Source organism: Kitasatospora azatica KCTC 9699 (assembly GCF_000744785.1).
Taxonomy (GTDB): Bacteria; Actinomycetota; Actinomycetes; order Streptomycetales; family Streptomycetaceae; genus Kitasatospora; species Kitasatospora azatica.
Genome location: NZ_JQMO01000003.1, coordinates 3,417,881 through 3,439,551, shown reverse-complemented (window position 1 = coordinate 3,439,551; position 21,671 = coordinate 3,417,881). Strand labels below are relative to the sequence as shown.

Sequence of the window (21,671 nt, the reverse complement as noted above, 5' to 3'; positions counted from 1 at the left end):
CGGGCGAGTGTGATCCTTCGTGGGGTGCACCTGAGCTGCCTCCGGTTTCGTCCATGCGGGAATGCCACCCGACCCAGGCCAGGCTTTGTCAGCATTTCACCTTTATGTCCGAATTCAGCCCAGCGGCGCGCCGCCGCAGCCCTACCGCGAGTCGGGGACCGCCGTCCCGTAGGCCGCGTCGAGGGCGTAGACGCAGCGGTCCTTGCTGCTCACGAAGACCCGGCCGCCGACGGTGACCGGAGAGCCCGTCAGCTCGCCCTTGGTGCCCAGCTCCCAGCGCAGCCGGCCGGTGGCCAGGTCCACGGTGTGCAGCGAGTGGTCCCGGCTGCCCAGGTGCACCAGGCCGGCGGCGGCCGCCGGGGCACCGACGATCTCGCCGCGGGCCGCGTAGCGCCACCGCTCCACGCCGTCGGCGGTGTCGAAGGCGTAGAGCGTGTCCCCGCTGGCGATCAGCGCGGTCCGACCGGCCAGCACCACCGGCTCGGCCCCCTGCCGGCTGGCCGTGCGGGCCTGCCAACGCACCTGCCCCGAGGCACCGTCCAGGGCGTAGAGGGTGCCCAGGTAGTCGGCCACGTAGACGGCCGGGGTGGCCGAGTCGTCCAAGCTCGGCGGGGTGAAGAGCACCACCGGCGCGTCGAACCGCCAGCGCTGCGCACCGGTGGCCGCGTCCAGCGCGTACACCCGGGTGCCCGCCGTGACGTACACCAGCGAGCCGCGCAGCACCGGGCGCGACGGCACGTCCTCGCCGACCGGGAAGGTCCAGCGCGGCAGCCCGCCCCGGGCGTCCACGCAGCGCAGCCGGCCGCCCCCGTAGTAGAAGACCGAACCGCCCATCAGGGCCGGCCCCGACTGGGGGTTCTCGTAGTCCTGCTGGGCGTCCTCGGCGCGCCACAGCTCGGCGCCGTTGGCGGTGGAGCGCACCTGCACGCCGCCGCCACGCAGGCCGCAGCAGAGCACCCCGTCGGCGGCGTCCAGCGAGTAGACCCAGCCGTCCAGCGAGGTGCGCCAGCGCTCGGTGCCGTCGGCCACGTCCACCGTGTAGAGGTGCGGGCCGTCGGCGGCGTGCAGCCGGCCGGCGTCCACCGCGACCGCCCAGGCCACGTCACGGGTCTTGTAGCGGCGCCGCCCTGAGGCGATGTCCAGGGCGTGCACCTCGAAGCTGGAGATGAACAGGGTGCCGTCGGCGACCAGCGGGGTGCCCCAGACGTCGTTGGACATCCGGAACCGCCAGGGCCGCCAGCGCGGCTGCCCGGGCTGCTCCACCGGCGGGGCCGGCGGGACGGGAGCCGGTGCGGCGGCCGAGAGCGCACCGGCCCGCCGGACCCAGTCCGTCTCGGCCGGCGTCGGCCCGGTGGCCTTGGCCGGTTCCACCCCGTGGGCCTGCGGTCCCGGCCCTATCCGGACCGAAGCCCCGGAGAGCTGCACCTCCTGCGCGGGATCGCGCCGGTGCCGACGGGCCGCGCCGAGCTTGGCGGTGGCCACCTCGCCCCCCGCCACTGCGGTCCCGGCTGCCGAGACCTGGGCCGCCGAGGCCGGAACAGCCGACCCGCCCGGAACAGCCGACGCGCCCTGGGCAGGCGTTCCCTGGGCCGCGAGCGCCCCGGTGCGCGGATCCACCGGCTCCGGCTGCGCCGGCGGCCGGGCCGGCCCCCAGTGCCCCTCGGGCGCGGCCGGACCGGCGTGCGCACCGCCGACCGGTCCTGTCGCCGGAGCGGCCGCAGCCGCCGGTGCCGGTGACAGGTAGGGCGCGGGCACCACCGGCGGCGCCGACGGCACCGGGGGCACCACCGGAGCGGCGGCGGGCGCGGCAACCGGTGCGGCGGCCGCCGCCCGGGCTCCCGGCACCCGCCGTCCCCGCCTGCGCTCGATCAGTTCCAGCGCGGAGGGCGGCAACCAGTCCCCCTCCGACTCCCCCGCGTCGTCCCGGGAGAAGAGGTGCGGTGCCAGCTCGGTCTGGATCTGCTCCGGAGTCGGCCGGTGCTCCGGCGCCGGGCGCATGCAGGCCCGCACCAGGTCCACCAGCTCGACCGGCAGCCCGGACAGGTCCGGCTGCTCGCGCAGCAGCTTGAAGACCGTCTCGACCGGGTTGCCGCCCCGGTAGGGCGCGTGCCCGGTGGCGCAGAAGACCAGCAGCGAGCCGAGCGAGAAGACGTCGCTGGCGCCGGTGACGCTGCGGCTGTCCTTGGCCTGCTCCGGCGACATGTAGGCGGGTGTGCCGACCGCGACGTTGGTCATGGTCAGCCGGGTGTGCGAGACCCCGGCGGCGATCCCGAAGTCGATCACCCGGGGGCCGTCCTCCACCACCAGCACGTTGGACGGCTTGAGGTCACGGTGCACCAGGCCGGCGGCGTGGATGGACTGCAGGGCCTCGGCGATCCCGGCGATCAGCCAGCGCACGGCGTCCACCGGCAGCGGCCCGCACTCGCCGACCAGGTCCTCCAGCGAGGGCGCCGGCACGTAGGCGGTGGCCAGCCAGGGCACCCGGGCGTCCGCGTCGGCGTCCACCACGGCGGCCGTGTAGAAGCCGCCGACCGTCTTGGCCGCCGCGATCTCCCGGGCGAACCGGACCCGGAACAGCTCGTCCTCGGCGAGTTCGCCGCGCACCGTCTTGATCGCCACCCGGCGACCCGAGGCGGACCGCGCCAGGTACACCAGCCCCATCCCACCGGCGCCGAGGCGCCCGAGCACCTCGAAGGGCCCGATCCGTCTCGGATCCTGCGCCGTCAGCTGGTCCACTCGGCTGCCACCTCCCCGTCCCGCAGGCCACCCGATCGGGGGCCGGAGCTGATTCTCCAATGCCCTCGGCGTCTGAGCCAATCTCCCCCCGTCCGCGGACCTCGGCCGTGTCGCGGGCGGACGACGCGTTCCGGCCACCTCGTCAGCTGTACGCGTGGCGCCGCGTTCTGACGTTCCTTCGGATGTCACCGCATTCATGCGCCAGGCTACGCAGAGCGACCCGAGGGCCCTTCAGCCCACTAGCCGTCACTCTGTGCCGCCATCAGCACACGGGGGGGCTTCGAATATCGCTATCCCCGCCATGATTACCACCCCCGAGCGGACTAATAGTCGCATCACCGAATCGCGCCATGATCGGTGCGCGGTAAGCTGACGGCATGACAGGACAAGTTCGCACCGTCGACGGTCGCGTCGCCGGGCGACGCGGACAGGAGACGCGGCAGAAGCTGCTCGACTGCCTCCGCGAGATGCTCAGCACGTCGCCGTACCGGGACGTCAAGGTCATCGACGTCGCCCGTATGGCGGGTACCTCCCCCGCGACCTTCTACCAGTACTTCCCGGATGTCGAGGGCGCAGTCCTCGACATCGCAGAGGAAATGGCCAAGGACAGCGTCGAGCTCAAAGAGCTGATCGACGGAAAGTCCTGGGCAGGAAAGTCCGGCGCCACCACCTCGGAAGAACTGGTGGACGGATTCCTTGCCTTCTGGCGCAAGAACGATGCCATTCTGCGAGTCGTCACCCTGGGTGCCGCGGAAGGGGACAAGCGGTTCTTCAAGATCCGCATGACCGTCCTCAACTCGGTGGCCAAGCCGCTCGCGGACGCCATCAAGGACCTCCAGGCCAAGGGCCAGGCCGACAAGGCGCAGGACGCCGCGGCGGTGGCGGGATCACTGATCTCGCTGCTCGCCTCGGCCGCCGAGCACCAGAAGGCCTTCACCTCCTGGGGCGTCAAGGTCAAGGACCTCAAGCCCACCCTCGCCCCCATGGTGTACCTGGGCGTCACCGGCAAGAAGCCGCCCAGGTAAGCCCCCCACCTACCCGTAGTTCTCCGTACAACCTGTGCTCGCGCGTGCCCCGGCCTCCTGTCCGGTGGACGTCGGGCGGCGGCCGTGTCCTCGGGGGAGGTTCGCCGACGTACCGCAGCGCGCCCGCACAACCGCACGACGGTGGGGCGGGACCCTGGTCACCAGGGTCCCGCCCCACCGTCGTGTCCGGGGGCCGACAGGGCCGTCACGGGCAGCGGATCACCTGACCGGCGTACGCCAGGCCGCCGCCGAAGCCGAACAGCAGCACCGGGTCGCCGGTGGTCAGCTCGCCGCGCTCGACCAGCTTGCTGAGCGCCAGCGGGATCGAGGCCGCCGAGGTGTTGCCGGAGTCCACCACGTCGCGGGCGATCACCGCGTCGGGCGCGCCGAGCTTGTTGGCGATCGCGTCGATGATCCGCAGGTTGGCCTGGTGCGCCACGAAGCCCTTGAGCTCGCGCGGGTCGATGCCGGCCTTCTCGCAGGTCTGCCGGGCCAGCGGGGCGATCTGGGTGGTGGCCCAGCGGAAGACCGACTGGCCCTGCTGGCTGATCACCGGCTTCCAGCCGGTGATGGTCACCGCCTCGCTCTTCTCCGGCTCCGAGCCCCAGACCACCGGTCCGATGCCGGGCTCGGCGCCCTCCGGCTGGGCCTCGACCACCGCCGCGCCCGCGCCGTCGGCGAAGATCACGCAGGTGGAGCGGTCGGTCCAGTCGATGGTGTCGCTCATCCGCTCGGCGCCGATCACCAGCGCCCGGCGGGCCGCGCCGGCCCGGATCGCGTGGTCGGCGGTGGCCAGCGCGTAGGAGAAGCCGGAGCAGACGGTGTTGATGTCGTAGGCGGCGGGCGCCGGGATGCCGAGCCGGGCTGCGACGGCGCAGGCCGTGTTGGGGCTGCGCTCGACGGCGGTGCAGGTGGCGACCACCACCAGGTCGATCTCGGCGGCGGTGTGCCCGCTCGCGGCGAGCGCCTTCTGTGCGGCCTCGGTGGCGAGGTCGACGAGCGTCTCGTCCTCGGCGATGTGCCGCTGCCGGATGCCCACCCGGCTGCGGATCCACTCGTCGTCCGTGTCGACCAGCGTGGCCAGATCCTCGTTGGTGAGGACCTTGGCCGGCTGGTAGTGGCCGAGCGCTACGATGCGGGAACCGGTCATGTTGCCACTCAACCCGGTTACCGGTGCGTCAACTGCTCACGGCCTGTGACAAGGTCCGACCCCGGAAGCTGTAGGAGCCGTACAACGGGCCTTGTCCCGCAACGCCCCTCAGGAGGCCAGTGAGACTGAGTCGCCCATCACGATCACCGGGTGGGCGGCCGGGTCCAGGGTCCTGAGCAGCTCGGCCATGTGGTCCTCGGCGAGCGAGATGCAGGCGTGGGTGGGACCGCCGTGGTCGACGTGCAGCCAGATCCCGCCGCCCTTGGCGGTGCCCTGCGGCTCGCGGGAGTCCAGCGGGGAGCTGCCGGTCACCCGGTTGTAGTCGATCGCGACCACGTAGTCGAAGGCGCCGGCCAGCGGCTCGCCGGAGAAGCCGGTGCCGGCCGCCACGAAGCCCTCGTCCTGGTGGTAGGGCAGTTTGCTGCCCGGGTCGGCCTTGCGGCCGCCCGCGTCGCTGAGGCTGAAGACGCCGATCGGGCTGCGCAGGTCGCCGACCTTGTGGTCCTCGGTCCAGCCGGCGTAGCCGTTGTGCGCGGGCCAGGCGGCCCCCGGGCGCCAGCGGCCGTCGGGGGTGCGGCTCCACAGGGTCACGGTGGTGTCGGAGGCGTCCTTGCCGCTGCCGGTGGCCAGCACCACCTGGTTGGACTCGGCCGGGATCTTCGCCAGGAAGGCGGCGCTCAGGCCGGGGAGCTGGGCCACCGTGCCGTCGGAGCGGTCCGAGCGGTCGGCGGCCGGGGTGCCGCTGTGCGGGTCCACGGCGGGGGTCGCCGGCGCCTGGTCGGCCGAGGCGGGCGTCCGCTGCTCGGACGGCAGGTCGGGAGAGCTGCGCGGCAGTGCGATGCCCCGGCCGTGCGCGGCCAGCATCCCGCCCGGGCCGAAACCGAACCAGCCCGCCGCCGCGGCGAGCAGCATCACCGCCGTGCCCGCCGAGGCCCGTCCGCGCCGCTTGCGTGCCTTGCGCCGCCGCCCGCGCGCCTGGGCTCGCGGGCCGGGGACGGCACCGCCGCCGGGCAGGTCCGCGCTGGGCGGCCCGCTCTTTCGGCGGCGGTGGTCGGAGGCACGATGGGATCCGGACATGCGATCGATCCTCCCAAAGAGATAACCGATCGGTAAACCCGGGCTGCCCTAAATCCCTGTGAAGAGGAATCAGCGCTGGTGAAGGGCGGTGGGATCAGAGGCGCATGGCCTGCGGGGTCTCCCGGCGGTTCAGGTCCGGGCCGTCGTACTCGCGGATGATCTCGTAGCGGGTGTTGCGCTCGACCGGCCGGAAACCGGCGTCCCGGATCAGCTCCAGCAGGTCGTCACGGCCCAGCTTGTTCGGGGTGCCGAAGTTGTCCGCGTCGTGGGTGATCTTGTACTCGACCACCGAGCCGTCCATGTCGTCCGCGCCGTGGCTGAGCGCCAGCTGCGCGGTGGTGACGCCGTGCATCACCCAGAAGACCTTGACGTGCGGGACGTTGTCGAAGAGCAGCCGGGAGACCGCGAAGGTCTTCAGCGCCTCGGCGCCCGTGGCCATCTCGGTGCGGGCCATCAGCCGGTTGCGGACCACGCCGTCCTTGGAGTCGTGGAAGTCGTGCTGGTAGCGCAGCGGGATGAAGACCTGGAAGCCGCCGGTCTCGTCCTGCAGCTCGCGCAGCCGCAGCACGTGGTCCACCCGGTGGCGGGGCTCCTCGATGTGGCCGTAGAGCATGGTGCAGGGGGTCTTGAGGCCCTTGCTGTGCGCCAGCCGGTGGATCCGCGACCAGTCCTCCCAGTGGGTCTCGTGGTCGACGATGTGCTGGCGGACCTCCCAGTCGAAGATCTCCGCGCCGCCGCCGGTCAGCGACTCCAGGCCGGCGTCGATCAGCTCGTCCAGGATCTCGCTCGCGCTCAGCCCGCTGATCCGCTCGAACCAGTGGATCTCGGTGGCGGTGAAGGCCTTCAGTGAGACGTTCGGCAGCGCGGCCTTCAACTCGCGCAGGCTGCGCGGGTAGTAGCGCCACGGGAGGGTGGGGTGCAGGCCGTTGACGATGTGCAGCTCGGTGAGCGACTCGCTCTCCATCGTCTTGGCCAGGCGCACCGCCTCCTCGATCCGCATGGTGTACGCGTCCTTCTCGCCCGGCTTGCGCTGGAACGAGCAGTAGGCGCAGGAGGCGGCGCAGACGTTGGTCATGTTGAGGTGGCGGTTGACGTTGAAGTGGACGACGTCGCCGTTCTTCCGGGTCCGCACATGGTGGGCCAGACCGCCCAGCCAGGCCAGGTCGTCGCTCTCGTAGAGCGCGATGCCGTCCTCGCGGGTCAGGCGCTCGCCCGCGTAGACCTTCGCCTCCAGCTCGCGCTTCAGCCCTGCGTCCATGCGGTGGCCCGCCTCCTACATCCTCGAATCCAGTGACCGATCCGAGATTACGCCTATGCCGCGAGCAACTCCGACAGCAGCTTCGGTTCCAGGTTGCCGCCGCTGACCACGGCCGCGAAGACCCTCCCCCCGCCTCCGGCCAGGGGTGCCCCCATGCCGAGCTCCCCCGCACGGTGCAGGTAGGCGGCGGTGGCGACCGCGCCGGACGGTTCGGCGACGATCCGGCCGCGCCGGGCCAGCACCGCCACGGTGTCGCGGATCTCCTGCTCGCTGACCGTCACGATGTCGTCCACGTAGGCCTGCAGGTGCTCGAAGTTCAGCACCCCGACCGCGGGCGTGCGCAGCCCGTCGGCGATGGTCCGGTAGGTGTCGGCGACCGGCCAGACCACCCGGGTGCCGGCCCGCAGGCTGCCCTGCGCGTCGGCGGCCAGCTCGGGCTCCACCCCGATCACCCGCACACCGGGCGTGGTGAGCTTGATCGCCGCCGCCGTGCCGCTGATCAGGCCGCCGCCGCTGACCGGCACCAGCACGGTGTCCAGCTCGTCGGGGGCGTCCTCGCCGATCTCCAGGCCGACGGTGCCCTGCCCGGCGATGATGTACGGATCGTCGAAGGGCGGCACCCAGACGTAGCCGTGACTGCGGGTCAGCTCCGAGGGGAACTCGTCCCGCTCGGCGGGTGAGACCAGCACCACCTCGGCGCCGAAGGAGCGGGTGTTCTCCACCTTCACGGCGGGCGAGGTGTCCGGCATCACGATCACCGCCTTGATGCCCAGCAGCTGGGCCGCGTAGGCGACGGCCTGCGCGTGGTTGCCGCTGGACTGGGCGACCACGCCGCGGGCCCGTTCCTCCTCGGTCAGCGCGGCCAGCCGGTTGTAGGCGCCGCGGATCTTGAAGGCGCCGGTCGGCTGGAGGTTCTCCGGCTTGAGCCAGAGCCGGCGGTTGCCGTCCGCCGCCCAGGGGCAGGGCATCAGCGGGGTGCGCACGGCGACCCCGGCGATCCGCTTCTGCGCCGCGCGGATCTCTTCCAGACCGACCAGTGCCATCAGATCATCACTCCCCCGACTCGATGTGACCGCTTGGTGAGCTGCTCCTCCGCCGCGTCGCAACTCAGTCGCTCGAGAAAGGCAGTTCGCTGACCCGATTCTCCCACTTGGTGGAGAGCACCACGGTGGTCCGGGTGCGGGCCACTCCCTTGGTGCCGGAGAGCCGCTTGACCACCGACTCCAGGCCCTCCACGTCGGAGACCCGGACCTTGAGCATGTACGAGTCGTCGCCCGCGATGAACCAGCAGTCCTCGACCTCGCCGAGGTCCTTCAGCCGGTGCGCCACGTCCTCGTGGTCGGCGGCGTCGGTGAGCTGAAGGCCGATCAGGGCGGTTACCCCGAAGCCGAGCGAGGCCGGATTCACGGTGGCCCGGTAGCCGGTGATGACCCCGGCCTGCTCCAGCCGGTTGATCCGGTCTGTCACGCTCGGACCCGACAGGCCCACCAGCCGGCCCAGTTCCGCGTAGGAGGCGCGGCCGTTCTCCCGGAGTGCCTGGATGAGCTGCCTGTCCACTGTGTCCATGTACCGTCCCGCGTCCTTCCGACCCAGATATCGCAGAGAACATACTCTCCCGGCATGGGCGCTCTTACGCCCCCTCGGCCTCGGCGTGGGCCCGGTTACGCCCCGTCGGCCGCTCGGGCCTCGCCCAGCCGGCCCGTCCAGCGCCGGTACAGGGTGTGCGGAACCCCCACCGCGTCCAGCACCCGGCCCGCCACGAAGTCCACCAGTTCCTGGGCGCTGGACCCGCCGGCGTAGAAGCCGGGCGAGGCGGGCAGCACCACCGCGCCGGCCGCGTCCAGCTCCACCAGATGACGCAGTGTCACTCCGTCGAGCGGTGTCTCACGGACGCAGACCACCAGCGGGCGGCGCTCCTTGAGGGTGACGGCGGCGGCCCGCTGCAGCAGGTCCTTGCTCAGGCCCAGCGCGATGCCGGCCACCGCGCCGGTGGTGGCGGGCACCACCAGCATCCCCTTGGCCGGGTAGGAGCCGCTGGACGGGCCGGCCGCGAAGTCGCCGGCCGGCCAGTGGCGGACGTTGCCGAGGTCCTGCTCGGCGCCGATCCAGGCCGCGAGGTCGGTCTGCCAGTGGGCGTCGCGGAAGGAGATCCCGGTCTCGTCCAGGATGGTCAACCGGGCCGCCCGGCTGACCACCAGGTCCACCGCCTCACCGGCCGCCAGCAGGGCCCGGATCACCGCGGCCGGGTACGGGGTGCCGGAGGCGCCGGAGACCGCGACCACCCACGGCCGCCGCGTCGGGGATTGTTCATTGCCCATACCTGGCACCCTAGGGCCTGGCACGCGGGAGGATGGTGGGGTGACTGCTCCGGTTCTCCATGACCTCACCCATCAGGTCACCACCGGGATGCCCGTCTACCCGGGCGACCCCGAGGTGTCCCTGCGCCCGGCCCTGACCACCGACACGGCCGGCGTCAACGTGCTCTCCGTGCACCTCGGTTCGCAGTCCGGCACCCATGTGGACGCGCCGTACCACGTGGACGTCACCTGGCCGACCCTGGACGGGCTGCCGCTGGAACGCTTCACCGGTCCGGCCGTGATCGCCGACCTGCGGGCGCTGCCGGCCAGGACCGCCGTGACGCCCGATCAGCTGGCCCCCGCGCTGGCCCGGGTGACGCCCGGGACGATCCTGCTGCTGGCCACCGGCTGGCCGCGGTTCTGGGGGACCGATCGCTACCTCGCGCACCCGTACCTGACGCCCGAGGCGGCCGAGGCGATCGCCGCGGCGGGGGTGCGCACGGTCGGGGTGGACGCGCTCAGCGTGGACCCGACCCCCGACCCGGGCCCGGCCGACCCGGCGGTGGCGGCGCTGCTGGCCGGACTGGCCGACGAGCACGACACGGCGCCCGCGGCCGCCGAACCGGTGCTGGCCGCGCACCGGATCCTGCTCGCGGCCGGCGGCGGCGGGGTGATCGTGGAGAACCTGACCGACCTGACACCGCTGCTGGAGGCGCAGGCCCGGGACAAGCCGGTCAGTCTGAGCCTGTTCCCGCTGCGGCTGGCGGCCGCCGACGGGGCGCCGGTGCGGGCCGTGGCGCGGGTCGGCTGATCGGCCGACCCCGCCGGATAGGTCTAGACCAACCTGACGGCCGCCGATAGGCTGACCAGCCATGGCAGAGATCGTCGGAGTGGTCGAGCGGCTCTGGCGCTACCCCGTGAAATCCACCGCCGGGGAGCGCCTCAGCGAGGTGGGCGTCGATGAACGCGGCCTGGCCGGGGACCGGCTCTACGCCGTCCGGGACGGCGAGGGCAGACTCGGCTCCGGCAAGAACACCCGCCGGTTCCGCCGGATGGACGGCCTGCTGCGGCTCGGCTCCCGGCTCGGGCACCCACTGCACGGCCCCGAACTGCTGGACCCGCTCGGCCGCGCCGTCAGCGACCCCAGCGCCTTCCTGCGGGCCTACCTGCAGCGCCCGGACGTCGAGCTGGCCCGCGAGGACACCGTCCCGCACCTCGACCAGCTGCCGGTCAGCCTGCTCACCACCGCCACCCTGGACTGGGTCCGCGAGGCCGTACCGACCGCGCTGGTGGACGAGCGCCGGTTCCGCCCCAACATCCTGCTGCGCACCCCGCCCGGCACCCGGCCGTTCGTCGAGGACGACTGGTTCGGCCGCGAGGGGGAGCTGAGGTCGGGCCTGCGACTCGCCTTCGTCCGGGCCAGCGAGCGGTGCGTGATGACCACGGTGGCCCAGCCCGGGCTGCCGTACGCCCCCGAGATCCTGCGCGCCGTCGCCAAGGCCCACGACAACCGGCTGGACGCGCTGGCGACCGTCAGCGCCCCCGGGGTGCTGCGGGTCGGCGCCCGGCTACGGCTGCTCTGAAGCCTGTGGTGTGGCCTGCGGCGCGGCGGCGGGCAGCAGGCAGAAGGGGTGCCCGGCCGGGTCCGCGTAGATCACCCAGCCCTGCTCCCGTCGCAGGAAGGCCGCGCCGTGCTCGGTCACCTCACGCTCGGCGGCGGCGAGGTCCGCCACCTCGACGTCCAGGTGGAACTGCTGCGGGTGCGCCGGGTCGGGCCACTGCGGCGGGTGGAAGTCCTCGACCCGCTGGAAGGCCAGCACCAGACCGGTCGGGGTGTGCAGGGTCGACCAGCTGTCGTCCAGCGACCAGCGCGGATCGGGTCGGTCCAGCTCCCCGCCCAGCAGCACGGCGTAGAACCGGGCCAGCGCCGGCGGGTAGTGGCAGTCCAGCACCACGCACTGCAGTGAGCCGAGCATCGCAGCCTCCTCGGGACGACACTCCGATCATCCCAGGCTCCGATCAGATCAGTCGCGGCGGACCGTCTCAGCCGATGCGCAGGCCGCGCAGGACCAGGTCGAGCAGAGCAAAGCCGAAGAGCGAGATGCCGACGAAGCCGTTGGTGGTGAAGAAGGCCCGGTTGAGCCGGGACAGGTCGCCGGGCTTGACGATCGAGTGCTCGTAGAGGAACGCCCCGATCACCACCACCAGTCCGACGAAGAAGGCCGGACCGGCGTGCGTCAGCACCCCGTACCAGGCCAGCAGCCCGGTGGTGACGACGTGGCAGGCACGCGCCCCGTACAGCGCGCCGGCGATCCCGAACCGGGCCGGCACCGAGCGGACCCCCTCGGCCCGGTCGGCGGCCACGTCCTGGCAGCCGAAGATCAGGTCGAAGCCGCCGATCCAGATGCCGACCGCCAGGCCCAGCACCACCGCGTCCCAGGACCAGCTGCCGGTGACGGCGAGCCAGGCGCCGACCGGGCCCATCGCCTGGGCCAGCCCCAGGATCGCGTGCGGGAAGTCGGTGAACCGCTTGCCGTACGGGTAGACCACCATCGGCACCACGGCGACCGGGGCCAGCGCCAGGCAGAGCGGGTTGAGCAGCGCGGCGGCGCCGAGGAAGACCAGCAGCGCGGCGGCCGAGCCGGTGTAGGCGGTGCGCAGCGAGACCGCGCCGGTGACCAGTTCGCGGTTGGCGGTGCGCGGGTTGCGGGCGTCGATCTCGCGGTCGATGATCCGGTTCGCGGCCATCGCGAAGGTGCGCAGCGACACCATGGCGACGGTGACGATCAGCAGCTCGCCCCAGTGCACCCGCTTGTCGGCCAGGAACATCGCGGTCAGGGTGGCGATGTAGGCGAAGGGGAGGGCGAAGACCGAGTGCTCGATCAGGACCAGCCGCAGGAATGCCTTGACCTTGCCGGGCGGCGGTGTCTCGAACAGATCGGCGGCGGTGGTCACAGCCCGTATTCCTTCCAGCGCCGCGTCACCTGTTCGGCGATCGCGGGGTCCGAGGTGATCATCTCGGGCCAGCCCCCGTCGCGGGTGTAGCCCTCCTCCGGGAGCTTACGGGTCGCGTCGATGCCCGCCTTGCCGCCCCAGAACTTCTGGTACGAGGCGTGGTCGAGGTGGTCCACCGGGCCCTCGACCACGCTCAGGTCACGGCTGTAGTCCACGTTGCCCAGGGCCCGCCAGGCGACCTCCTGGTAGTCGTGCACGTCGCAGTCGGCGTCCACCACGACGATCAGCTTGGTCAGCGACATCATGTGGGCGCCCCAGATGGCGTGCATGACCTTCTGGGCGTGCTTCGGGTACTTCTTGTCGATCGAGACGATCACGCAGTTGTGGAAGCCGCCGGCCTCCGGGAGGTCGTAGTCCACGATGTCGGGGACGATCACCTTGAGCAGCGGCAGGAAGAAGCGCTCGGTGAACTTGCCGAGCGGGCCGTCCTCGGTGGGCGGTCGGCCGACCACGATGGACTGCAGGATCGGGCGGCGGCGCATGGTGACGCAGTCGATGGTCAGCGCCGGGAACGGCTCCTGCGGGGTGTAGAAGCCGGTGTGGTCGCCGAACGGGCCCTCCGGCAGCAGCTGGTCGGGCTCCAGCCACCCCTCCAGCACCACCTCGGCGTCGGCCGGGACCTGCAGCGGCACGGTCTTGCAGTCGACCATCTTCACCCGCTCGCCGGCCACGAAGCCGGCGAACAGGTACTCGTCGATGTCGCCCGGCAGCGGGGCGGTGGCGGCGTAGGTCACCACCGGCGGGCAGCCGAAGGCGATCGCCACCGGCAGCTTCTCGCCGCGCCGGGCGGCCACGGCGGCGTGGTTGCGGCTGTCCTTGTGGATCTGCCAGTGCATCCCGATGGTGCGCCGGTCGTGCCGCTGCAGCCGGTAGAGGCCGAGGTTGCGCACCCCGGTGTCCGGGTCCTTGGTGTGGGTCAGGCCGAGGTTGAAGAAGGAGCCGCCGTCCTGGGGCCAGGTGAAGAGGGCCGGGAGCTCGTCCAGGTTGACGTCCTCTCCGGTCAGCACCACCTCCTGCACCGGCGCCTCGGTCGTCTTGACCTTGCGCGGCGGCACGTGGGTCATCGAGGCGAGCTTGCCGAAGGCGTCCCGCACCCCGGTGAAGCCGTGCGGCAGTTCGGGCTTGAGCAGGCCGGCGATCTTCTGCGCGATGTCGTCCGGCGACTTGAGGCCGAGTGACTTGGCGAGCCGCCGCTCGGTGCCGAAGACGTTCATGGCCAGCGGCATCGCCGAGCCCTTGACGTTCTCGAAGAGCAGGGCCGGGCCCTTGGCCTTCTGGACCCGGTCGACGATCTCCCCGACCTCCAGATGGGGATCGACCTCGGCCTTGATCCGCTTGAGGTCGCCTTCGCGTTCCAGTGCCCGCAGAAACGAGCGGAGGTCGTCGTATGCCATGCGAGCCAGTATCGGGCACCGGCCCTCCGGCGGGCTGCCCCGGGGTCCGGTGCCTCGATGGAACACCCCTGTGTTGCTTTTGGCGTATCCCTACGATTGCCTCTACGTGAACGCCACCCCCTGGGAGACATCGCGGACCCGCCACGGCGTACCTCCACCCCGATCACCGGACCTCCGAACAACCCATGGGGACCCCATCTGACCTGGGGAATCATCAGGCGGTAGACTCCGCCGCCGAACTTGACGTGCACCCTGCACGACTGTGCCCATCGGATAGCCGGGATCACCCGCCGCAGGGGTGCCCGAGCAGCTTTTCTGTATGGCCTCGACAGGTAAACCTCGTCGACCTTGTACAGAACCAACGCCGAATCGAAGTGCTCCCCCCTCGTAATGTCGTAGGGGAAGAAGGAAATCGCAGCCGGAGCCAAAGCCGACCCGACTGCTCGCTCACTCAATTACCTGGGAGTTCGAGATGACGGTTGTGCGGGAGGCCGCCGATGCGCGGGGCCGCGTCGAGGAACTGCACGCGCTGCGGGAGCAGGTGCGTCGGGGCCCGAGCGAGAAGGCGACCGAGGCGCAGCACGCCAAGGGGAAGCTGACGGCGCGTGAGCGGATCGAGCTGCTGCTGGACGAGGGCTCGTTCCACGAGGTGGAGCCGTTGCGGCGGCACCGGGCGCAGGGTTTCGGCCTGGAGGGGAAGAAGCCGCACACCGATGGTGTGATCGTGGGTTGGGGCACGGTGCACGGGCGGACGGTGTTCACCTATGCCCATGACTTCCGGATCTTCGGTGGTGCGCTGGGCGAGGCCCATGCGCAGAAGATCCACAAGATCATGGACATGGCGATCGCGGCGGGTGCGCCGCTGGTGTCGCTGAACGACGGCGCGGGCGCCCGGATCCAGGAGGGCGTCACGGCGCTGGCCGGCTACGGCGGCATCTTCCAGCGCAACACCAAGGCCTCCGGTGTCATCCCGCAGATCTCGGTGATGCTGGGCCCGTGTGCCGGCGGCGCCGCGTACTCGCCCGCGCTGACCGACTTCGTGTTCATGGTCCGCGAGACCTCGCAGATGTTCATCACCGGACCCGACGTGGTCCAGGCCGTCACCGGCGAGAAGATCTCGCAGAACGGCCTGGGCGGCGCCGACGTCCACTCCTCGGTCTCCGGCGTCTCGCACTTCGCCTACGACGACGAGCAGTCCTGCATCGAGGAGGTCCGCTACCTGCTGTCGATGCTGCCGCAGAACAACCGCGAGATGCCGCCGGCCACCGCCGGCGACGACCCGGTCGAGCGGCGCTGCGAGTCCCTGCTGGACCTGGTGCCCGCCGACGGCAACCGCCCCTACGACATGCGCAAGGTGATCGAGGAGATCGTCGACCACGGCGAGTACCTGGAGATCCACGAGCGCTGGGCCACCAACGTGATCGTCGCGCTGGCCCGGATCGACGGCCACGTGGTGGGCCTGATCGCCAACCAGCCCCAGTCCCTGGCCGGCGTGCTGGACATCAACGCCTCCGAGAAGGCCGCCCGCTTCGTCCAGATGTGCGACGCCTTCAACATCCCGCTGGTCACCATGCTCGACGTCCCCGGCTTCCTGCCCGGCGTCGACCAGGAGCACGACGGCATCATCCGCCACGGCGCCAAGCTCCTCTACGCCTACTGCAACGCCACCGTCCCGCGCATCCAGCTGATCCTGCGCAAGGCCTACGGCGGCGCCTACATCGTGATGGACTCCCGCTCCATCGGCGCCGACCTGTCCTACGCCTGGCCGACCAACGAGATCGCCGTGATGGGCGCCGAGGGCGCCGCCAACGTCATCTTCCGCCGCGACATCAACGGCGCCGAGGACCCCGAGGCGATGCGCGCGCAGAAGATCAAGGAGTACAAGACCGAGCTGATGCACCCCTACTACGCCGCCGAACGCGGCCTGGTGGACGACGTCATCGACCCGGCCGAGACCCGCACCGTCCTCGCCTCCGCACTCGCCATGCTGCGCACCAAGCACGCCGACCTCCCGTCCCGCAAGCACGGCAACCCGCCGATGTAACGGGTGACGAACCGCCGGGCCCACACCGACTTTTCCGACCACCTCTGGGGAGACCAGAACACCATGAGCGATCCGCTCGTCCGCGTCACCCGCGGCACCCTCACCGACGAGGAACTCGCCGCCCTCACCGCCGTCCTGGCGGCCCGCTCGGCCGCCCAGCAGGCCGCCACCGCCCTCGCCCCGGTCGAGCCGATCGCCCGTTGGCAGCGGCTGGAGCGCCGCCCGGTGTACTACTCGCCGGTCAGCTGGCAGTGGGCCGCGTAACGGAGCGCAGCTCCTTCTCGAACCAGCGCGCCGCGTACGGGCCGCCGTCCGGCTTCTAGGCGGCGGGGCCTAGGCGGCGGCCAGGGCTGCGGGGCGACCGGCGTGCATCAAGTTGAGGTGGGCGGCGAGCAGCTGCGGATCCTGGGCCAGCCAGAGCCGCAGCGCCGCGCCCAGCATCGCGCTGCCGCAGCCCAGCCGGACCCCGGTGGCCAGCGCCACCTGCGCGGCGGCCGGCACCAGCAGATCGGCCAGCGGAGCCGGCAGCCAGACCGTCAGGGCGCACGGGGCGGGCTCGGTGAGGCCGGCGAGCAACTGGTGGGCGCGAGCGGTGCCGTGCAGCGTGGGCAGGACGTCGAGCAGCCCGTCGGCGACCACCTCGGAGACGTCACTGCGGTGGCCCTGGGCCAACTGCCGCAGCAACGCGCGCTCCGCGACGGTGATCCGCACCGTCAGCATGATCTCCTCGCTGTCCACGTCGCGGCCCTCCTCGCTGGCGCACCGGCGATTGGTACCGGTACGTCCTACTCTGTCACAGCCATTCCTGTGCCCTCACTCAGGCTGCCCGCCCGTAGGCCCGTTCAGCCATGGTGACCACCATGAGCGGGAACTGATCCAGTGTGATCAGCGGCGAGGCCGGGATCCCGGGGTGCAGCACGCCCTCGGCGAAGAAGGCACCCTTGCAGTCCCGGCAGACCTGGGCGTGCTCCCAGACCTGCATCCGCCGGGTGTAGAGGGCGCGGTTGGCCAGGGCCTGGTCGTCGACGGGCTGGTAGGGCGCGGCCGCGCGGTTGCGGTTGAACAGCACGACGCCCCGGACCAGCAGGATCACCGGGAGGATCAACCCGAGCCAGCTGATCGTGTAGCTCGGGCCGGTCCCCGTGTAGCCGTTGGCGGCCAGGGTCAGCAGCCGCAGCACCACCAGACCGCCACCGATCGCGATCAGCGCCTTCGCCTTGCCGTTGGACTGCGCCTGCCCGGCCGTCAGAGTGTTTGTCCCCGGCGGCGCCGGTGGCGGTGCCAGCCGCGCGGGATCGAGCCCGGGCGGCGCCGGCTCCGTGAGCTCGTACAGCTGACGCGCCGTCCGGATGTTCTCCCCACCGCACTGCGGGCAGGCCACGCCGATCCCCCCTCGGATGGCGTCAGCCCACGCCGGCGTAGGAGTGCTTGCCAGTGACGAAGATGTTGACGCCGTAGTAGTTGAACAAGAAACAGGCGAACGCTAGCAGAGCCAGGTACCCGGCCTTGCGGCCCTTCCAGCCGGCGGTGGCCCGGGCGTGCAGGTAGGCGGCGTAGACCACCCAGGTGATGAAGGACCAGGTCTCCTTCGGGTCCCACTCCCAGTACTTGCCCCAGGCAGCCTCGGCCCAGATCGCGCCCGCGATGATGGTGAAGGTCCACAGCGGGAAGACCATCGCGTTGATCCGGTAGGAGAGCTTGTCCAGGGTCGCGGTGGCGGGCAGCCGCTCCCAGAACGAGGCCGGGATGCGGAACGGACCGCCGGTCAGCCCCTCGGCCACGCGCCGGTCGTAGGACTCGCGGCCCAGGTAGAGGGCGGTGGTGGCGAAGGCCGCGTAGAAGGCGCCGCCGCAGACGATCGCGGTCGAGACGTGGATGGCCAGCCAGTACGAGTGCAGTGCCGGGACCAGCTGCTCGGAGTCGGTGTAGAGCACGCTGGTGGCCAGACCCAGGGTCAGGCAGGCGGCCACCACGGCGGGCAGGCCGAGCCAGCGGACCGGCTTGCCGAGGGCCAGCAGGATCAGGTACGCGCCGACCATGGTGACGGCGAAGGCGCAGGAGAACTCGTACATGTTCCCCCACGGCGGCCGCATCACCGACAGCCCGCGCAGGAAGACGCCGCCGGCGTTGAGCAGCACGCCCAGGACGGTCAGCGAGATGGCGATCCGGCCGAACAGGTCGGCCCGCTCGCTGGTGCCGGCCGCGCCCGGGCCGTCGATCGGCTGCTCGCCGTCGCCGCGGCCGCTGGTGACCACGATGGCGCCCTCGCCGGCCAGCGCGGTGCGGGTCAGCGTGGTGGTGCCGCCGTCGGCGGAGGCGACCGTGACGGTCACCTTCTTGGCCTTGCTCTGCGCGGGCAGTGCGGCCGCGGCGGCCGTCTCGGCCAGCGAGGCCTGCTCGGCGGAGCGGCGGGCCACGGCGCCCTTGCTGCCGAAGGTCCACTCGAACATGTGGGCGAACATGGCCAGCGCGTACACCGCCATGGCCGACCAGATGCACTTGTTGGAGAGGTCCGCCAGGTGGGTGTTCACCCCGGAGGCGAGCTGCTGCACCGTCTACTCCTTGGATGTGGTGTCGGCGTCGGCCGGTTGGGCCGGTTCGACCGGTTCGTCCTGTGGCTCGTCCAGCGGTTCGTCCAACGCCGGGGCGTCGTCCTGCAGGTCCACCGCCAGCTCGGCCAGCTCCTCGGCGGTCTTCGCCGACTCGCTGCGGGCCAGGCCGGCCAGTTCCACCAGGGTCGAGCCGTCCGCGGTGGCGACGGCCCGCACCCAGATCCGGCGGCGCTGCACGAAGAGCGAGCCGACCAGGCCGGCGATCGCCAGCACCGCGCCGGCCAGCGCGATCGAGTTGCCGGGCCGGTGCGAGACGCTGAAGGTGGCCCACTGCTTGTAGCCGTCGAAGCTGATCGAGCCGTAGTTGTCCGGCAGCGTCCAGCCCTGGCCCGGCTTCATCCGCTCCTTGGCGATCTGGCCGTCCTGCTGGAGCTGGGTCATCTTGGTCAGGTCGAGCTGGTACACGTTCTGCGGCAGCCCGGAGTCGGTGCCCAGGTCGCCCGCGTAGGCGGTGAGCACCAGGGCCGGGTCGGCGTCGCCCGGGAAGAGCGAGCGCGGGCCGGTGTTCGGGCCGAAGTTGGCGGGCGCGGTCGGCAGGAAGAAGCCCTGGAAGCCGAGCTGGACCTTCTTGCCGTCCTTCTGGCCGTAGTCGCCGACCTTGACCACGCCGGTGGAGGTCAGGTTGCCGTCCTGCGGCAGGAAGGGCACCGCGTCGTGGAAGACCACCTTGCCACTGGCGTCCTTGACCGTGATCACCGGCGCGTAGCCGTGGCCGATCAGGAAGACCTTGCTGTCGCCGATCTCCAGCGGGTGGTTGACCTGGATGTCACCGGACTTCAGCTTGGAGTTGTCGGCACCCTGCCAGTAGCGGATGTGCGCGGTGAACTCGCGGGCGCTGCCGATCTGGTCGCCAGTGGTCTGGTACTTGGCGGTGAAGCCGTCCAGCTTGAAGCCGAACGGGTCCAGGTCCTCCGAGCCGTAGAAGGCCGAGCCGCTGAAGTCGTCCATCTGCGTCATCGTGTTGGTGTAGCCGGCCCCCTCGACCACCAGCTTGCCGCCCTGGCCGCTGGCCAGGCTGGCCCAGCCGAAGCCGGCCAGCAGGGCGAAGAGCGAGAGGTGGAAGAGCAGGTTGCCGACCTCGCGCAGGTAGCCCTTCTCGGCCGCCACCGCGCTGCCCGAGCCGTGCGCGCGGAACCGGCGCGCCCGCAGCAGCCGCTGAGCGGCCGTCACCGCGGCCTCCGGGGAGGCGTTGGTGCGCCAGGCCGCGTAGACCGGCATCCGGGTCAGGTTGGCGGGAGCCGCCGGCGGCTTGGCCCGCAGCACACCGACGAACTGCCAGGTGCGCGGGATGATGCAGCCGGCCAGCGAGATGAAGAGCAGGATGTAGATCGCCGAGAACCAGGCCGAGCTGTACACATTGAACAGCTCGAGCTTCTCGTAGAGCGGGGTGATGCCCTTGTGCGCGGCCTTCCAGGTCTGCACCTTGAAGGCGTTCTGGCTGGTCTGCGGGATCAGCGAGCCGGGGATGGCGGCCAGCGAGAGCATGAAGAGCAGGATCAGCGCGACCCGCATCGAGGTGAGTTGGCGCCACATCCAGCGCAGCCAGCCGAGCGGCCTCATGCCGGTGGGACCGTCAGCCTCGAGCGGGGCACTGGTCAGCCGCTCGGCGTCGGTCTCGTCGCCGGCCGGCGCAGCAGGCTCGGGCTTGAGGTCGGTGTCACTCACGGTCAGATTCCGATCTCGCCGCTGGGGGCCACGTATTGGAGCTGGTTCACCAGATAGTCCCAGCCGCCGGTGATCAGCAGGATCCCGACGGCGACCAACATGCCGCCGCCGAGCCGCATCACCCACTGGTAGTGCTTCTTGACGAAGCCGAAGGCGCCGATCGCCCGCCGGAAGGCCAGCGCCGCCAGCACGAACGGTACGCCCAGGCCGAGGCAGTACACCGCCATCAGGAAGGCGCCGCGCCCGGCGCTGCCCTGGCTGAGCGAGAGCGCGTTGAGCGCGCCCATGGTCGGGCCCAGGCACGGGGTCCAGCCGACCCCGAAGACCAGGCCGAGCAGCGGGGCGCCGGCCAGCCCGACCGCCGGGCGGCGGTGCGAGCGGATCTCCCGGGTGCTGAACCCGGGCAGCAGGCCCATGAAGGCCAGGCCCATGAGCACGGTCAGCGCGCCCATCACCCGGCTGATCAGCTCCTTGTGCTCCTGCAGCGTCCGGCCGAACTCGCCGAACAGCGCCCCGCCGGAGACGAAGACGGCGGAGAAGCCGAGCACGAAGAGCAGCGCGCCCAGCAGCATCCGCCCGCGTCGGCGCCCCTCGGCGTCGGCCAGGTCGGCGGCCGAGAAGCCGGTCACGTAGGAGAGGTAGCCCGGCACCAGCGGCAGCACGCAGGGCGAGAAGAAGGAGACCAGGCCGGCCAGTACGGCGATCGGCACGGCCAGCAGCAGCGAGCCGCTGAGCACCGTCTCGTTGGCCCCGGCGGCGGCGAGGATCACGAGTGCTGCTCCGCCAGGATCGGCGTCAGCATGGCCTCCAGCTCGTCGGGCGTGACGGCCCGCAGCGAGCGGGCGGCCAGCCGGCCCTCCCGGTCGACCACGATGGTGGTCGGCAGGAACTGCGGATTGAAGCTGCCCTTGGGGAACTTGAGGATCTGGGCGCCGTCCGGGTCGTACAGGCTCGGGTAGGTGATGCCGTGCGTGATCTCGAACTGCTTGGCGTTGGTCACGTCGGTGTCCCGGGTGTTGATGCCGAGGAACGCGACGCCCTGGTCCTTGTACTTCTCGTAGACCTGCTCCAGGCCCTTGGCCTCGCCGCGGCAGGGCGAGCACCAGGAGCCCCAGATGTTGAGCACGACGATCTTGCCCTGGTAGTCGGAGAGCGCGGTGGGCTTGCCCTCCAGGTCGTCGCCGCCGAGCGCCGGGGCGGGCTTGCGGTTCGCCGCCGGTGCACTGTCGATCCCGCCGTGGCCGGTGACGAACCCGGCCTGGGCGTCACCGCTGCCGCCGCCTGAGGAACTGCAGCCGGCGAGCGCGAGGGCGGCTGCCGCCGCGGTGAGGAAGGCGGCCGTGCGGAAGCGGGGCGTACCAGACATGTGAAAAGTTTCGCATGGGACTTCCACGCCCT

21 protein-coding genes are annotated in these 21,671 nt (G+C 71.5%); 5 read left to right on the top strand and 16 right to left on the bottom strand.

The genetic code is table 11. The features are described 5' to 3' along the window. Positions 1–141: 141 nt before the first annotated feature. Positions 142–2,736, bottom strand: coding sequence for a serine/threonine-protein kinase (locus BR98_RS25925; RefSeq protein WP_035848037.1), 2,595 nt, complete (start codon positions 2,734–2,736; stop codon positions 142–144). 377 nt (positions 2,737–3,113) lie between these two features. Between BR98_RS25925 and BR98_RS25920 the strand changes: the two genes are divergently transcribed. Further along, positions 3,114–3,761, top strand: coding sequence for a TetR family transcriptional regulator (locus BR98_RS25920; RefSeq protein WP_035848034.1), 648 nt, complete (start codon positions 3,114–3,116; stop codon positions 3,759–3,761). Positions 3,762–3,966: 205 nt separating this feature from the next. Here BR98_RS25920 and BR98_RS25915 read toward each other — a convergent pair whose 3' ends face one another. The 6 genes from BR98_RS25915 to BR98_RS25890 form a co-directional block, all read right to left on the bottom strand. Next, positions 3,967–4,911 carry a beta-ketoacyl-ACP synthase III gene (locus BR98_RS25915; protein WP_035848031.1) on the bottom strand — a complete coding sequence of 315 codons (945 nt, stop codon included), beginning with the start codon at positions 4,909–4,911 and terminating at the stop codon, positions 3,967–3,969. Between the two features lie 108 nt (positions 4,912–5,019). Then, positions 5,020–5,988, bottom strand: a complete 969-nt coding sequence (locus BR98_RS25910) for a L,D-transpeptidase family protein (RefSeq protein ID WP_035848029.1) — start codon at positions 5,986–5,988, stop codon at positions 5,020–5,022. A gap of 94 nt (positions 5,989–6,082) precedes the next feature. After that, complete coding sequence (gene mqnE / locus BR98_RS25905) at positions 6,083–7,246, bottom strand: aminofutalosine synthase MqnE (RefSeq protein ID WP_035848027.1); 1,164 nt, start codon at positions 7,244–7,246, stop codon at positions 6,083–6,085. Positions 7,247–7,299: 53 nt separating this feature from the next. Further along, positions 7,300–8,289 (bottom strand): threonine ammonia-lyase, encoded by a 990-nt coding sequence (locus BR98_RS25900; RefSeq protein WP_035848024.1) that lies wholly within the window; start codon positions 8,287–8,289, stop codon positions 7,300–7,302. 64 nt (positions 8,290–8,353) lie between these two features. Further along, positions 8,354–8,812, bottom strand: a complete 459-nt coding sequence (locus tag BR98_RS25895) for an Lrp/AsnC family transcriptional regulator (RefSeq protein ID WP_035848022.1) — start codon at positions 8,810–8,812, stop codon at positions 8,354–8,356. A 95-nt stretch (positions 8,813–8,907) separates the two neighbouring features. After that, positions 8,908–9,564 carry a UbiX family flavin prenyltransferase gene (locus BR98_RS25890; RefSeq protein ID WP_035848013.1) on the bottom strand — a complete coding sequence of 219 codons (657 nt, stop codon included), beginning with the start codon at positions 9,562–9,564 and terminating at the stop codon, positions 8,908–8,910. Positions 9,565–9,604: 40 nt separating this feature from the next. Between BR98_RS25890 and BR98_RS25885 the strand changes: the two genes are divergently transcribed. After that, positions 9,605–10,354, top strand: a complete 750-nt coding sequence (locus tag BR98_RS25885; RefSeq protein WP_035848010.1) for a cyclase family protein — start codon at positions 9,605–9,607, stop codon at positions 10,352–10,354. A gap of 61 nt (positions 10,355–10,415) precedes the next feature. Continuing rightward, entirely contained in the window at positions 10,416–11,126 is a 711-nt protein-coding gene (locus BR98_RS25880) for an MOSC domain-containing protein (protein WP_035848006.1), read from the top strand. On the opposite strand, the gene BR98_RS25875 is transcribed toward BR98_RS25880, so the two are convergent. The 3 genes from BR98_RS25875 to BR98_RS25865 all read right to left on the bottom strand — a co-directional run bounded on the left by BR98_RS25875 (position 11,112) and on the right by BR98_RS25865 (position 13,952). Beyond that, positions 11,112–11,519, bottom strand: coding sequence for a VOC family protein (locus BR98_RS25875; protein ID WP_035848002.1), 408 nt, complete (start codon positions 11,517–11,519; stop codon positions 11,112–11,114). The genes BR98_RS25880 and BR98_RS25875 overlap by 15 nt on opposite strands. 67 nt (positions 11,520–11,586) lie before the next feature. Further along, positions 11,587–12,498 (bottom strand): menaquinone biosynthesis prenyltransferase MqnP, encoded by a 912-nt coding sequence (gene mqnP / locus BR98_RS25870; protein ID WP_035847999.1) that lies wholly within the window; start codon positions 12,496–12,498, stop codon positions 11,587–11,589. After that, complete coding sequence (locus BR98_RS25865; RefSeq protein WP_035847996.1) at positions 12,495–13,952, bottom strand: menaquinone biosynthesis decarboxylase; 1,458 nt, start codon at positions 13,950–13,952, stop codon at positions 12,495–12,497. Before BR98_RS25865 ends, mqnP begins: the two co-directional genes overlap by 4 nt. Positions 13,953–14,424: 472 nt before the next feature. Between BR98_RS25865 and BR98_RS25860 the strand changes: the two genes are divergently transcribed. Next, positions 14,425–15,996 (top strand): acyl-CoA carboxylase subunit beta, encoded by a 1,572-nt coding sequence (locus BR98_RS25860; protein WP_035847993.1) that lies wholly within the window; start codon positions 14,425–14,427, stop codon positions 15,994–15,996. 63 nt (positions 15,997–16,059) lie between these two features. After that, entirely contained in the window at positions 16,060–16,260 is a 201-nt protein-coding gene (locus tag BR98_RS25855; RefSeq protein WP_035853943.1) for an acyl-CoA carboxylase epsilon subunit, read from the top strand. Between the two features lie 69 nt (positions 16,261–16,329). Here the strand turns inward: BR98_RS25855 and BR98_RS25850 are convergent, their stop codons facing one another. The 6 genes from BR98_RS25850 to BR98_RS25825 form a co-directional block, all read right to left on the bottom strand. Next, positions 16,330–16,734, bottom strand: a complete 405-nt coding sequence (locus tag BR98_RS25850; protein ID WP_035847991.1) for a hypothetical protein — start codon at positions 16,732–16,734, stop codon at positions 16,330–16,332. A gap of 79 nt (positions 16,735–16,813) precedes the next feature. Further along, positions 16,814–17,377 (bottom strand): hypothetical protein, encoded by a 564-nt coding sequence (locus tag BR98_RS25845; RefSeq protein ID WP_035847988.1) that lies wholly within the window; start codon positions 17,375–17,377, stop codon positions 16,814–16,816. 22 nt (positions 17,378–17,399) lie between these two features. Next, on the bottom strand, positions 17,400–18,548 hold the full coding sequence (gene ccsB, locus BR98_RS25840; protein ID WP_035847986.1) for a c-type cytochrome biogenesis protein CcsB: 1,149 nt from the start codon (positions 18,546–18,548) through the stop codon (positions 17,400–17,402). Positions 18,549–18,551: 3 nt separating this feature from the next. Continuing rightward, the gene (gene resB / locus BR98_RS25835; protein ID WP_051970220.1) at positions 18,552–20,273 is read right to left on the bottom strand and encodes a cytochrome c biogenesis protein ResB; all 1,722 of its coding nucleotides are present in this window, start codon (positions 20,271–20,273) and stop codon (positions 18,552–18,554) included. Between the two features lie 2 nt (positions 20,274–20,275). Next, positions 20,276–21,043 (bottom strand): cytochrome c biogenesis CcdA family protein, encoded by a 768-nt coding sequence (locus BR98_RS25830; protein ID WP_035847983.1) that lies wholly within the window; start codon positions 21,041–21,043, stop codon positions 20,276–20,278. Next, positions 21,040–21,639, bottom strand: coding sequence for a TlpA family protein disulfide reductase (locus tag BR98_RS25825; RefSeq protein ID WP_035847980.1), 600 nt, complete (start codon positions 21,637–21,639; stop codon positions 21,040–21,042). Before BR98_RS25825 ends, BR98_RS25830 begins: the two co-directional genes overlap by 4 nt. Between the last annotated feature and the right edge of the window lie 32 nt (positions 21,640–21,671).